The 12815-nt window shown below is 70.3% G+C and carries 10 protein-coding genes; 3 read left to right on the forward strand and 7 right to left on the reverse strand.

Annotated features, from left to right (window positions below; all coding sequences use genetic code 11):
* Positions 1 to 779 precede the first annotated feature (779 nt).
* From paoC to fabR, 5 genes are all read right to left on the reverse strand, one after another.
* Positions 780 to 2978: an aldehyde oxidoreductase molybdenum-binding subunit PaoC gene (paoC, locus tag ABE487_RS06400; RefSeq protein WP_346451691.1), complete on the reverse strand. Its 2199-nt coding sequence runs from the start codon at positions 2976 to 2978 to the stop codon at positions 780 to 782.
* Entirely contained in the window at positions 2975 to 3934 is a 960-nt protein-coding gene (locus ABE487_RS06405) for a xanthine dehydrogenase family protein subunit M (protein WP_346451693.1), read from the reverse strand. Before ABE487_RS06405 ends, paoC begins: the two co-directional genes overlap by 4 nt.
* Positions 3931 to 4584 (reverse strand): aldehyde dehydrogenase iron-sulfur subunit PaoA, encoded by a 654-nt coding sequence (paoA, locus tag ABE487_RS06410; RefSeq protein WP_346451694.1) that lies wholly within the window; start codon positions 4582 to 4584, stop codon positions 3931 to 3933. Before paoA ends, ABE487_RS06405 begins: the two co-directional genes overlap by 4 nt.
* A gap of 342 nt (positions 4585 to 4926) precedes the next feature.
* Positions 4927 to 5937, reverse strand: coding sequence for an XdhC family protein (locus ABE487_RS06415; RefSeq protein WP_346451695.1), 1011 nt, complete (start codon positions 5935 to 5937; stop codon positions 4927 to 4929).
* A gap of 277 nt (positions 5938 to 6214) precedes the next feature.
* Positions 6215 to 6886 (reverse strand): HTH-type transcriptional repressor FabR, encoded by a 672-nt coding sequence (gene fabR / locus ABE487_RS06420; RefSeq protein WP_346442125.1) that lies wholly within the window; start codon positions 6884 to 6886, stop codon positions 6215 to 6217.
* Positions 6887 to 7020: 134 nt separating this feature from the next.
* On the opposite strand from fabR, the gene ABE487_RS06425 reads away from it, so the two are divergent.
* On the forward strand, positions 7021 to 8127 hold the full coding sequence (locus tag ABE487_RS06425) for a ferredoxin reductase (RefSeq protein ID WP_346451697.1): 1107 nt from the start codon (positions 7021 to 7023) through the stop codon (positions 8125 to 8127).
* A 17-nt stretch (positions 8128 to 8144) separates the two neighbouring features.
* Complete coding sequence (locus ABE487_RS06430; RefSeq protein ID WP_346451698.1) at positions 8145 to 9281, forward strand: acyl-CoA desaturase; 1137 nt, start codon at positions 8145 to 8147, stop codon at positions 9279 to 9281.
* 22 nt (positions 9282 to 9303) lie between these two features.
* Here ABE487_RS06430 and ABE487_RS06435 read toward each other — a convergent pair whose 3' ends face one another.
* The gene (locus ABE487_RS06435; protein WP_346442121.1) at positions 9304 to 9795 is read right to left on the reverse strand and encodes a GNAT family N-acetyltransferase; all 492 of its coding nucleotides are present in this window, start codon (positions 9793 to 9795) and stop codon (positions 9304 to 9306) included.
* Positions 9792 to 10094: a DUF1778 domain-containing protein gene (locus tag ABE487_RS06440; protein ID WP_346451699.1), complete on the reverse strand. Its 303-nt coding sequence runs from the start codon at positions 10092 to 10094 to the stop codon at positions 9792 to 9794. The genes ABE487_RS06435 and ABE487_RS06440 overlap by 4 nt, the downstream gene beginning before the upstream one ends.
* A 147-nt stretch (positions 10095 to 10241) precedes the next feature.
* Between ABE487_RS06440 and ABE487_RS06445 the strand changes: the two genes are divergently transcribed.
* The gene (locus ABE487_RS06445; RefSeq protein ID WP_346451700.1) at positions 10242 to 12761 is read left to right on the forward strand and encodes an excinuclease ABC subunit UvrA; all 2520 of its coding nucleotides are present in this window, start codon (positions 10242 to 10244) and stop codon (positions 12759 to 12761) included.
* The last annotated feature ends 54 nt before the right edge of the window (positions 12762 to 12815 follow it).

Genomic DNA, 12815 nt, shown 5'->3' on the forward strand with positions numbered 1-12815 from the left:
GTGCAGGGCAGGCCGGCGGCGATCGCCAGCAGCACCAGCGCGAGCGCGCCGACGAGGTTGGCCAGCCAGACCACGCTCCAGGCACGCAGCAGACGCGTCGAACCGAGGCGGCGCTGGGCGAGCGGCAAGGTCATCAGCGTGTTGCCGGTGAACAGTTCGGCGCCGGCCAGCAGCACCAGGATCAGGCCGAGTGCGAAGCCGGTGCCGATCGCGAGTTGCGTGGGGCCGTAGGGCAGGTCCTCGGTGCCGGCGCCGAGCAACGCGGCCATCAGGCTGCCGAAGCCGATGTAGACGCCGGCCAGGATGCCCAGGCCGATCATCGCGCCGAGCGGCCGATGGGCCTTGTCGACGCAGGTCTCGGACAGGGTCTTGGCGATGGCCTCGGGCGGTGGCATCGCAAGGGCAGGCGTCGTCATCGGCGCGGTCCGTGCGGAGGGACAGATGTAGCGGATGCGCGGTGAATGCAGCGGCCAGAGCTTTTTTCGCGAACGGCGGCCCCCATCCCAACCTTCCCCCGCGCGCGGGGGAAGGAGACCCGGTTCCTCGCCGTCTGGTGCTCCCGTGGCAATCTTCCCGCGCGCGCGCGGGAAGGAGACGGGCGGTCGCTCGCGTGGTCGCCTCCACCGCGAGCGGAGAAAGGAAACACGCGATGATCTTGATCGTGACCTTCCCCGCGTGCGCGGGAGATCGGTGCCGTGGGCACCGGCACGACACGCACGAGACGAGATTGTCGCCTTGTGCGTGTCGATGCAGAGCGCCGGATCTGCCAGAGAATGACGTCAGGCGACGTCCGGCAACCCCGGCAGCAGTTTGTCGAGTGTGATCGGGTAGTCGCGCACGCGCACGCCGGTGGCGTTGTGGATGGCGTTCGCGATCGCGGCGCTGACGCCGCACAGGCCCAGTTCGCCGACGCCCTTGGCCTTCATCGGTGAGCTGTCCGCGTCGGCTTCGTCCAGGAACACGACCTCCTGCTCGGGTACGTCGGCATGCACGGGCACCTCGTAGCCGGCGAGGTCGTGATTGACGAAGAAGCCCAGGCGCTCGTCGACGGCCAATTCTTCAGACAAGGCGGCGCCGATGCCCATCGTCATCGCGCCGATGACCTGGCTGCGCGCCTGCTTCGGGTTGAGGATGCGGCCGGCCGCGCAGACGGCAAGCATGCGGCGCACGCGGGTTTCGCCGGTCAAGGCGTCGACGCCGACTTCGCAGAAATGTGCGGCGAACGTCGACAGCTGTTTGCGCTTGTCGAGGTCGCCGAATTCGATCGCGTCTTCGACGACGATCTGGCCGTCGCCGGCCACCTCGGCGAGCTTGACCGCACGTTCGCCGCCGCGCACTTCGCCGTCGACGAACTCCACCGTTGCAGGGTCGAGATCGAGCCGGGTCGCGATCACTTCGCGCAGTTTCATGCAGGCGGCATAGACGCCGGCGGTCGCGCTGTTGGCGCCCCACTGGCCGCCGGAGCCTGCGGACGCCGGGAAATCGGAATCACCGAGCTTGACCTCGATCTGGTCGATCGACAGGCCGAGCGTCTCGGCCGCGGTCTGCGCGATGATCGTGTAGCTGCCGGTGCCGATGTCGGTCATGTCGGTTTCGACCGTGACGCGGCCGTCGGGGTGCAGCCGCGCACGGGCGCCGGACTTGGTGACCGGTGCGTTGCGGAAGCCGACGGCCATGCCGAGGCCGACAAGCCAGCGGCCATCGCGGACGCTGCCATGCGCGGCACGGCGATGCCAGCCGAAGCGCTCGGCGCCCTGGCGCAGGCATTCGACGAGCTGGCGCTGCGAGAACGGCCGCTCGGGTTTCTCGGGATCGACCTGTGTGTCGTTGCGGATGCGGAACTCCACCGGGTCCATGCTGAGCTTGTCAGCCATTTCGTCCATGGCGATTTCCAGCGCCATCAGCCCGGGCGCCTCGCCCGGCGCACGCATCGCGTTGCCCTCCGGCAGGTCGAGCGTGGCCAGCCGCATCTTGGTCATGCGGTGTTCGCCGGCGTAGAGCAGCCGGGTCTGTTGCACCGCGACTTCCGGCCCGCCGCCAGGCAAGTCGCCCGACCAGCTTTCGTGCCCGATGGCGGTGATCCGCCCATCGCGACCGGCGCCGATGCGGATGCGTTGCTCGGTGGCGGGGCGGTGGGTGGTGTTGTTGGCGATCAGCGGTCGATGCAGGGCGACCTTGACCGGACGCTTGGCGGCGCGTGCGCCGAGTGCGGCGAGGATGGCGTCGGCGCGCACGAACAGCTTGCCGCCGAAGCCGCCGCCGATGTACGGCGAGACCAGGCGCACTTTCTCCGGCGCAAGCCCCAGCGTGCGGGCGACGTCGCCGCGGCTCCAGGCGATCATCTGGTTGGAGGTCCAGATCGTTACATGGTCGCCGTCCCAGGCGGCGAGCGAGGCCATCGGCTCCATCATCGCGTGCGACTGGTCGGGCGTGGTGTAGGTCGCATCGAGCGTGACTTCGGCCGATGCGAACGCGCTGTCGAAATCGCCGACCGCGGTATCGGCCGGCGTGTCGCCGTCCGGCTTGATGGCGCGGTCCTTTTCGGCGTGCAGCGAGAAGCGGCCGGGCTCGCGCGCATAGGTCACGCGGACCAGGGCGGCCGCCGCGCGCGCCTGCTCGAAGGTCTCGGCGACGACCAGCGCGATGGCCTGGTGGTAGTGCTCGATCGCCGGGCCGCCGAGCAAGGTCGCGGTGTTCATCCTGCCTTTGCCGAGCTCGCCGGCGTTGCGCGCGGTGACGACTGCCAGCACGCCCGGCGCGCGTTCTGCCGCCGAGGTGTCGAGTGCGGTGATGCGGCCCTTGGCGATGCCCGCGCCGACGACGTGGCCATAAGCGGCGCGCTCGGTGACGTCGTGCCATTCGTAGGCATACGGGGCGGTGCCGGTGACCTTGTGCGGGCCGTCGATGCGGTCGAGCGGCTGGCCGACCACGCGCAGGCGGTCGATCGGGTTGCGGCCGGCAGGGGTGTCGAATTTCATGCGCGGGTCTCCTGTGCCTCGACGAGCACGGCCGCGATCGTGCGCTGGGCGAGCGTGAGCTTGAAGCGGTTGTCGTCGGTGGGCGTAGCGCCGTCGAACAGGCGCGCCGCGACGGCGGTTGCGCCGTTGGGCAGTTCGGCATCGGCGGCCTCGCTGCGCCAAGGCGTGTGTGCGACGCCGCCCACGGCGATGCGGCCGCGGCCATCGTCGTGCACGATCGCCGCGACCGACACCAGCGCAAAGGCGTACGAGGCCCGGTCGCGGACCTTGCGATAGAGCTGGCGACCGCCCACCGGTGGCGGCAGCGCGACTGCGGTGATCAGCTCGCCGGGAGCGAGCGCGGTCTCGCGCTGCGGCGTGTCGCCCGGCGCGAGATACAGATCGGCGAGCGCGATGCGACGTTCGCTTCCGTCGGGCTGGACGGTCTCCACGACCGCATCGAGTGCGCGCATCGCGACCGCCATGTCGCTGGGATGGGTAGCGATGCAGGTGCGACTGCCGCCGATGACCGCGAGCTGCCGGCTGTAGCCGTCCAGCGCGCCGCAGCCGCTGCCGGGCAGGCGCTTGTTGCAGGGCTGCGCGGTGTCGTAGAAGTAGGGGCAGCGCGTGCGTTGCAGCAGGTTGCCGGCAGTGGTCGCGCGGTTGCGCAACTGGCCGGAGGCGCCGGCGAGCAGGGCGCGCGACAGCACCGGATAGTCGCGGCGCACGCGAGCATCGGCGGCAAGATCGGTGTTGCGCACCAGGGCGCCGATGCGCAGGCCGCCATCGGGCGTCGCGTCGATGGTATCCAGCGCCAGGCCGTTGACGTCGATGAGCTCGGCAGGCGTCTCGATCTCGAGCTTCATCAGGTCGAGCAGGTTGGTGCCGCCGGCGATGAACTTCGCGCTGGGGGCGCGGGCGACGGCTGCGGCGGCTTCGGCCGGGGACGTGGCACGCGTGTAGTCGAAGGCCTTCATGCGCCAGCCTCCGTCGCGCGGCGGCTACCGGCCACGTCCTCGATCGCGTCGAGGATGTTGGCGTAGGCACCGCAGCGGCAGAGGTTGCCGCTCATGCGCTCTCGGATCTCGTCGGGGCTGAGCGTAGGACGCGCGGTGAGGTCGCCGGTGACATGGCTCGGAATGCCGGCGCGCACTTCGTCGAGCACCGCTACCGCCGAGCAGATCTGCCCAGGCGTGCAGTAGCCGCACTGATAGCCGTCGTGCTTGACGAATGCGGCCTGCATCGGATGCAGGCGCTCTGGCGTGCCGAGGCCTTCGATCGTGGTGACCTTGGCGCCGGTGTTCATCACCGCCAGCGTCAGGCAAGTATTGATGCGGCGGCCGTCGACGATCGCGGTACACGCACCGCACTGGCCGTGGTCGCAGCCCTTCTTGGTGCCGGTGAGCTGCAGTTGTTCGCGCAGCAGGTCCAGCAGCGTGGTGCGGGTGTCCACCTCGCGCTCAATGCGGCGGCCGTTGACCTCGAGCGTGACGCGCTGCATGACGGGTGGGCGGGGCGGCGCAGCAGTCACGGATGCGGTGGCGGCCTGGGCGATGCCGGGCGCAGCGACAGCGCCGGCCGAGGCCGCGCCTGCCTTGAGCAGTTCGCGGCGGGAGAGCGGGGACATGGCGGAATCCTTCTGGCTGGCGACCGGGGGCACGGGCTGGCGGGGATTGGGATGGCGCGGAATGCGTGCGCGGGGCGTGCGCACGCGAGCGGGATGCCAGCGAGCGTGCCGGTCGTGGCGTGTCGAGGGGATCAAGAACACGGCGGAATTTTGATCGGCGTGAGCGGTACGCCTATTCATTCGCCGCAAGCGGATGCGATGTGCGGCCTTGCGGCGTGCTGGCGGTGGGGTCCCACCTGTCGCGACCGCCACCGATCTCAGCTGCACAGGGACCTGCATGCGCGCTGGCGTTCATTCGGAGAATGGGGGCCGCGCTCGACCGTCACATGCGCTGGCGCGTGCCTACGCGTGCGCGCCGCGCCACAGCTGCAGTTGCGTGGCGATGCTCAACGCAATCGCGGCCGCACCGCGGCCGCAACCGGGAACCCCGACCGGCGATTGCAGGCGGTCGGCGAGCGCGTCGCGATCTTCAGCGCGCAGCAACTTGAACAGGTCGCGCCGCCGACGCTCAGGGCCGAGCAGGCCGATGAAGGGAATGCGAGAATCTGCCAGTGCCTCGAGCGCGTTGCGGTCGGCCTCGAAGCCATGGTGCATGACCAGCGCGACGTCGGCATCGGCATGCGCGGCGATCGCGGCGGTGGGGGTCGCCTCGATCACGTCGATATCCGGCGCAACACGGGCGCGCCACGCATCGCGCGCATCGGCGACGACGACACGCCACCCCAGTGTGCGCAGCATCGGCGCCAGCACTGGCGTTTCCGGTCCGGTGCCGAGTACGAGCACGGCGGGCGCGCGTCGCACGACGACCGGCCAGCGGTCCACGGCGGAGGGCGGCACCGGTTCGCTGGGCAGGCGCCAATGCCATCGGCGTGCGCCGATGCGGCAGTCGATGTCGCCATCGCGACCGAATACGATCGTCATGTCCTGGTGGTCGGCAAGCCAGGCCTGCAAGGCGGTGTCGATGCCCCGTAGCGCGGCGAGCGGCAACAACGCGATCAGTTGGCGGCCCCGACAGCCGACGGCCGAGCCGAGGAACAGGGCGCCATCGTCGGTCGTGTCGATCTCGAGCCAGCCCACCTGTTGGGTGGCTGCGGCGTCCATCGCCAACCGCGCGATCTCCGGTTCCAGGCAGCCGCCGCTGATCCAGCCATGCGGCCGGGCTTCGCCGAACAGCGCGAGCGTGCCGGGCGCGGCATAGGTCGAGCCCTCGGTCTCGACGACGACCGCCAGCACCGGGCGCTGACCTGCCGTCAGCGCATCGCGCGCGGCCTGCAGCACCGTGCCCGGGTCGCCGTCCGCGAAGCGGGATCGCGGCATCTGCGCACGCGGCAGCAATGCCGGCGCGGTCGGCATCGGCGGCGTGCGAAGTAGGGGGGCGACTGCGACCATCGGGATCGGGAAGGCCGGCAGCGGAGCGATGCCGGACGCAAGCGAGGGAGGCGCCAGCCTCTATCAGTGGGTGTGAAGGTGGGTTGTAGGGTGCGCGGGCGTCAGGTTTAAGGTCCAGGCGAAAGCGGCCCCCATCCCAACCTTCCCCCGTAAACGGGGGAAGGGGCACAGGCGTTGCCTATCCCGCTCGCGGGGGAAGTCGCCGCGCGCAGCGTGACGGGTGGGGGCAGGTCTTCGCCCGTCAGCCGCGGTGCGCGCGGTCGGCGCCGACCGCGGCGGCGCCGCGCAGCAGCATGCGGATCATCTTCGCGAGGTCGTCGACCAGGGCCTCGTCGCGTTCGGGCGGCGAGTCGAGTGCAGTGCCGCCCAGCGCGAACACCAGGCGGGTGATCGCGCGGGCCACCAGCGCGGGTTCGTGGAAGGCCGCGCCCTGGGCGGCGGCGATGCGCACCAGATCGGCGCGCAGTTCGTCCTCGAAGAAATGCAGTTGCCGGTCCACCGCGCGCTTGAATGCGTCCGAGCCCACGGTGCCTTCGCGCAGCAACACATGCAGCAGTTTGTCGTCGGCGCGCAGGCGTTCCATGAACGCCTCCAGCGACCCGCGCACGATGCTGCGGCCCGAGACCGCGCGCTTGCGGGCGTCGCCGACGATGCGGCGCAGCGATTCGCCGGCCTGGTCGATCAGCGCGACGGCCAGCTCGTCCATATCGTGGAACTGGCGGTAGAAGCTGTTGGGGGCGATGCCGGCTTCGCGCGCGACCTCGCGCAGGCTCAGCGTCGAGACACTGCGGTGCGGACCGATCAGGCGCAACGTCGCGGCAATCAGGTCGTCGCGCACGATGGTCGGCTTACGGCCGGGTTGACCGTCCTGAGCGGCGGGATCGCCGGCGGGCGCGGGGGCGGTGACGGTCAAAGGGAAAGCCAGATGGAGCGGGCGACCAGCATAACAGCGCCTCCGGACTCCCCGCCTGACCGCGGTCTGTGGGCGGCTGAACAATTAATGCACAACTGTATACACGCCTGTGCGGATGCCTGTACAGTCGCGCCATGTCCGCCGTCTCCCCGCTTGCTTCCCGCCCGCGCAGCCCGCTTCGTCGGCTTGCCGCGCCTTTCGTCGCGCCTCCGGTGTTCGACTTCTGGGCCCGCCGGCTGCATCCCACGTGGACCTGGGAGCGGCCGCTTGCACGGGTCGTCGGCCGAGTACCGGCCGCCGAAGGCGCGGTCACGCTGACCTTGCAGCCCAATCGTCACTGGACGGGGGCGCAACCGGGCCAGCACGTCAATCTCGGTGTCGAGATCGACGGCGTGCGCGTCACGCGCAGCTACAGCCTCGATGCGCCGGTCGGCGCCGATGGACGGCTGACAATCACGGTCAAGCAGGTCGAGGGCGGCCGCGTCAGTGGGCACCTGCTCGAGCACGCACGGCGCGGCGACGTGTTCGACATCGGTCCGGGCTTCGGCGATCTGGTCCTGCCGGAGGCGCCGCAGGGCGCCTGGCTGCTGTTGGCCGCTGGCAGCGGGATCACGCCGATGATGGCGCTGATCCGGCAACTGGCCGCGCAGGACATGCCGGTGCCGGTGACGCTGCTGTACTGGGTGCGCCGTCGTGCGCAGGCCTGTTTCGTCGAGGAACTCAGAACCCTGGCCGCACGCCATGCCGGCTTCGACATGCAGTTGGTGCTGACGGGCGAGGTGCCCGCGACCGGCGACGAAGCCGGCGGCCGTATCGATGTCGCGCTGCTGGAGACGCGGGTCCCCGATCTTGCGCAGCGCCAGGTGTATGCGTGCGGGCCCGGCGGCTTCGTCGCCACCGCGCAAACCTTGCTCGACGGGCGCGTGCCGCTGTTGCGCAGCGAGGCGTTCACGCCGCCGCCGAATCCGCCTGTCGACGACAGCGGCACGGTGTCGGTGCATCTGGCGCGCAGCGGGCGCGCGCTGACATTGCCGCGTGGCACCAACCTGCTGGCAGCGCTCGAAGCCGAAGGACTCAAGCCACGCTCGGGCTGCCGCATGGGCATCTGCAATACCTGCGCTTGCGGCAAGGCCACCGGCGCCGCGCGCGACCTGCGCACGGGCCACGTCCACGGTGAGCCCTCGGCCGCGCTGAAGCTGTGCGTCAGCAGTGCGGTCACCGATCTCGTTCTCGATCTTTAAAATTGCGGAGCTCCCTGATGTCCAAGACCACCGCCCGCCGCCTGGGCGCGCAGGAACTCGAAGCCTTCGGCGCCGAACTCGATGCGCTGCACACGCGCACGATGGCGCAGGTGGGCAAGGTCGATGCTGACTATATCCGTCGGGTCGTCGCGGCGGTGCGCTGGACGGGCCTGGCCGGTCGCGCGCTGTTGATGCTCGGCGCGGTCGTCGGCGCGTTCGTGCCCTGGGTGCTGTGGGCGGCCTGGCCGACGGGCGTGCTGTTGCTGGCGCTGGCCAAGATCCTGGAGAACATGGAGGTCGGGCACAACGTGATGCACGGCCAGTACGACTTCATGGGCGATCCGCAACTCGAGGGCCGGCGCTACGAGTGGGACATCGTCGCGACCGGCGACAACTGGCGGCATTCGCACAACTACCGCCACCACACGTATACGAATGTGCGCGGCATGGACGATGACATCGGCTACGGCCTGCTGCGGATCTTCCCCGAGCAGCGCTGGAAGCCGTTCTACCTGTTGCAGCCGCTGATCGCGCCGGTGTTCGCGCTGTATTTCCAGTGGGGCGTGGCGATCCAGGAACTGAAGGTCGGCCGCTGGTTCGCCGGCAAGATGCCCAAGGGCAAGCTCGCGCGCGATTTCGCGCCGGTCGGGCGCAAGATGGGCCGACAGCTGCTCAAGGACTACGTGGTGTTCCCGGCACTGGCCGGCCCGTTCTTCCTGCCAGTGCTGCTGGGCAACCTGGTCGCCAACGGCCTGCGTAACATCTGGACGTTCGTGGTGATCTTCTGCGGGCACTTCACCGCCGATGCGGAGGTGTTCCCGAAGGACTGCCTGCGCCAGGAGACCCGCGGCCATTGGTACCTGCGTCAGCTGCGCGGTTCGTCGAACATCGGCGGCGGCCGGCTGATGCATCTGCTGACCGGCAATCTGAGCCACCAGATCGAGCATCACTTCTATCCCGACGTGCCGGCGCATCGCTACGGCGCGATGGCGGTCGAGGTGCGCGAGATCTGCGCGCGTTACGGCCAGCCCTACAACACCGGTTCGCTGCTGCGGCAGTTCGGCCAGGTGACCTGGCGGATCGTGCGGCATGCGTTCCCGAGCCGGCCGCGCCGCGCGCCGGCGCCGCGCGTCGGCGCCCCGCAGCAGGCCTGACAGGCCGGCACGCGCCGCGAGGTCAAAGACTCGCGCGCAGGTCGGTCAGGGTCGCCATCAGCAGCATCGGATCGAGCGGCGAAGGCTCGAATCCCACCTGCCGGTAGAAGCGGGCGGCGTCTTGCGACAGCGCGTGCACCAGTAGGCCGCGGATGCCGATGGTGTCGGCCGCCTGCAGGACGCGCAGCGCGGCATCGCGGACGAGCGCGCGTCCGATGCCGCGCCCCTGCAGCGATCGATCCACGGCCAGGCGGCCGAGGACGACGACCGGGATCGGCTCGGGCATGTTGCGTCGGAAGCGGCCCGGCGCCGAGGCGACGGCGACTGCGCTCGAGGCCAGTGCGTAGTACGCCATGACGCGTCCATCGGCGCATGCGACGAAGGTTCGCGACGCGCCGCTGGTCTGGTTGGCGAGCGCGCGCCGTCGCAACCACCGGTCCAGCCCGTCTTCGCCCGAGTCGAACGCGTCGACATCGTGCAGGGCGGTCAACGGTTCAGGAGCAGAGATCGTCATCGCGTCTGCGTGGCGGTGTCCCAGGGGGCCGGGGTCTGCATGGTCGTACGCAACTGGACGTTCGGCTCGGGCGGCTGGTCCAGCCGCGCGAGGAAGGCAGCGTAGGCCTTGCTGTCGACATGGAAGGTCGCCTGGTCGAGCAGTGCTTCCTCGGCAGCGGCGCGGGCGGCTGCCAGCACGAAGTCGGTGCGGTTTTTGCCGAGGGTCTTGGCGGCGCGATCGATCAGCGACCGGTCCTCTACCCGGATCCGAAGATTCAGGGTCTCGCGCTTGATGGGGGGGCGGCTGGTGGTGGGCATGACGACGGGCCTAGCGTGGGCTGATGGAATCATCGCACAGGTGTAATGACGATGTCGTTACGCCGGGCCGGGGCGGCGCGCCGGCCGACGCGGCCGATACGGTGGCGGGTCGATAATGCCGGCCGCTTCCGCTTTTCAGGCCGCCCCATGCCCAATCCGCCGTCGTCGACGCCTTCCGGTCCTGCGCAATGCGTGCGTGTGCGTGGCGCGCGCGAACACAACCTCAAGGACGTCGATGTCGACATCCCGCGCGATGCGCTGGTGGTGTTCACCGGTGTGTCGGGCTCGGGCAAGTCCTCGCTGGCCTTCGGCACGCTGTTTGCCGAGGCGCAGCGCCGCTATCTCGATTCGATCTCGCCTTACGCGCGTCGGTTGATCGACCAGGCGGGCGTGCCGCAGGTCGATGCGATCGAGGGCCTGCCACCGGCAGTGGCGCTGCAGCAGGCGCGCGGCACGCCGACGGCGCGCTCGTCGGTGGGCAGCCTGACGACGATCTCCAATTCGCTGCGCATGCTGTATTCGCGCGCCGGCGACTACCCGCCGGGGCAGGCGATCATCTACGCCGACGGGTTCTCGCCCAACACCCCGGCCGGCGCCTGCCCGACCTGTCACGGGCTGGGCCGCATCTACGACGCGACCGAGGCGTCGATGGTCCCCGATCGCAGCCTGACGATCCGCGAGCGCGCGGTCGCGGCTTGGCCGGGCGCCTGGCACGGCCAGAACCAGCGCGACATCCTGACCACGCTCGGTATCGACGTCGACGTGCCGTGGGCGAAGCTGCCCAAGAAGACCCGCGACTGGATCCTGTTCACCGACGAGCAACCGGTGGTGCCGGTCTACGCCGGCTTCAGCCTCGACGAGGTGCGCCGTGCGCTGAAAAAGAAAATGGAGCCCAGCTACATGGGCACCTTCACCAGTGCGCGGCGCCACGTGCTGCACACCTTCGCCCATACCCAGAGCCCGCAGCAGAAAAAGCGCGCGGCGCAGTACCTGATCGGCGCCGACTGCCCGGATTGCGACGGCAAGCGCCTGCGGCGCGAGGCGCTGTCGGTGACGTTCGCCGGGCTCGACATCGCCGCGTTCTCGCAGCGCCCGCTCGACGAACTCGCCGGCCTGCTGGCCCCGGCCGCGGCGGGCAAGACGCATGCCCGCGCGCACCCCGAGCAGGCCTTGGCCGCGCAGCGGATCGCGCAGGACCTGCTGGCGCGCATCGCGGTGCTGCAGGACCTGGGGCTGGGGTACCTGACCCTGGCGCGCAGCACGCCGACGCTGTCGCCGGGCGAGCTGCAGCGGCTGCGCCTGGGTACCCAGATCCGCTCGCAACTGTTCGGCGTGGTCTACGTGATGGACGAGCCCTCGGCCGGCCTGCATCCGGCCGATGCGCAGGCGCTGCTGCGCGCCCTCGACCAGCTCAAGCGCGCCGGCAATTCGCTGTTCGTGGTCGAGCACGAGATCGATGTGATCCGGCATGCGGACTGGATCGTCGATGTCGGGCCAGCCGCGGGCGAGCAGGGCGGCCGGGTGCTCTATAGCGGGCCGCCGGCGGGCTTGGCGCAGGTCGAGGCCTCGGCGACGCGGCGCTATCTGTTCGCGGGGCACGCGCCCGAGGCCAGCCGCCTGCGCGCGCCGGCCGGCTGGTTGCAACTGCGCGGCATCGTGCGCAACAACGTGTGTGGGCTCGATGTCGACCTGCCGCTGGGCGTGTTCGCGACCGTCACCGGCGTCAGCGGGTCGGGCAAGTCGTCATTGGTGAGCCAGGCGCTGGTGGAGTTGCTGGGCGCGCACCTGGGCCAGGCCGGGGAGGCCGACGAGGCGCCGCTCGACCCGCTCGAGCGCGGCGTCGAGACGCCGGTCGAGGGGCGGATCGTCGGCGGGCTCGACGCCGTGCGCCGGCTGGTGCGCGTGGACCAGAAGCCGATCGGGCGCACGCCGCGCTCGAACCTGGCGACCTATACCGGCCTGTTCGACCACGTGCGCAAGCGCTTCGCCGATACGCCGGCCGCGCGCCGTCGCCGGTTCGATGCCGGGCATTTCTCGTTCAACGTCGCCAAGGGGCGCTGCGCGACCTGCGAGGGCGAAGGCTTCGTCAGCGTGGAACTGCTGTTCATGCCCAGCGTCTATGCGCCGTGCCCGACCTGCCACGGCAGCCGTTTCGACGCGAAGACGCTGACGATCACGTTGCGGGGCAAGACCATCGCCGACGTGCTCGGCATGACCGTCGCCGAGGCGGCGGCGTTCTTCGAGGACGACACCGCGATCGCGCGACCGTTGCAGGTGCTGCTCGAGGTCGGCCTGGGGTACCTGCGACTGGGACAGCCGGCGACCGAACTGTCGGGCGGCGAAGCCCAGCGCATCAAGCTGGCCAGCGAACTGCAGCGGGCGCAGCGGCGCGGCACGGTCTACGTGCTCGACGAGCCGACGACCGGTCTGCATCCGAGCGATGTCGACACCTTGATGACGCAGTTGCACGGGCTGGTGGACGCGGGCAATACCGTGATCGTCGTCGAGCACGACATGCGCGTGGCCGCGGCCAGCGACTGGGTCGTCGATATGGGGCCGGGCGCGGGCGCGGCCGGCGGCCATGTGGTCGTGGCCGGAACGCCGGCGGCCGTCGCCAAGCACCGCAGCAGCCGGACCGCGCCGTTCCTGCGCGAGGCGATGGCCTGAGTCCGTCGCGCGCGGTGGCCGCGGTGGCTGCGTGCCCTACGGCGGTTGCCGTGA

This window comes from Luteimonas sp. TWI596 (assembly GCF_039674105.1).
GTDB lineage: Bacteria > Pseudomonadota > Gammaproteobacteria > Xanthomonadales > Xanthomonadaceae > Luteimonas.

Coding starts and splice junctions, on each gene's coding strand:
- paoA (WP_346451694.1), bottom strand. CDS start 4,584: ATGTCCCCGCTCTCCCGCCGCGAACTGCTCAAGGCAGGCGCGGCCTCG.
- paoC (WP_346451691.1), bottom strand. CDS start 2,978: ATGAAATTCGACACCCCTGCCGGCCGCAACCCGATCGACCGCCTGCGC.
- ABE487_RS06415 (WP_346451695.1), bottom strand. CDS start 5,937: ATGCCGACCGCGCCGGCATTGCTGCCGCGTGCGCAGATGCCGCGATCC.
- ABE487_RS06430 (WP_346451698.1), top strand. CDS start 8,145: ATGTCCAAGACCACCGCCCGCCGCCTGGGCGCGCAGGAACTCGAAGCC.
- ABE487_RS06425 (WP_346451697.1), top strand. CDS start 7,021: ATGTCCGCCGTCTCCCCGCTTGCTTCCCGCCCGCGCAGCCCGCTTCGT.
- ABE487_RS06440 (WP_346451699.1), bottom strand. CDS start 10,094: ATGCCCACCACCAGCCGCCCCCCCATCAAGCGCGAGACCCTGAATCTT.
- ABE487_RS06435 (WP_346442121.1), bottom strand. CDS start 9,795: ATGACGATCTCTGCTCCTGAACCGTTGACCGCCCTGCACGATGTCGAC.
- ABE487_RS06405 (WP_346451693.1), bottom strand. CDS start 3,934: ATGAAGGCCTTCGACTACACGCGTGCCACGTCCCCGGCCGAAGCCGCC.
- ABE487_RS06445 (WP_346451700.1), top strand. CDS start 10,242: ATGCCCAATCCGCCGTCGTCGACGCCTTCCGGTCCTGCGCAATGCGTG.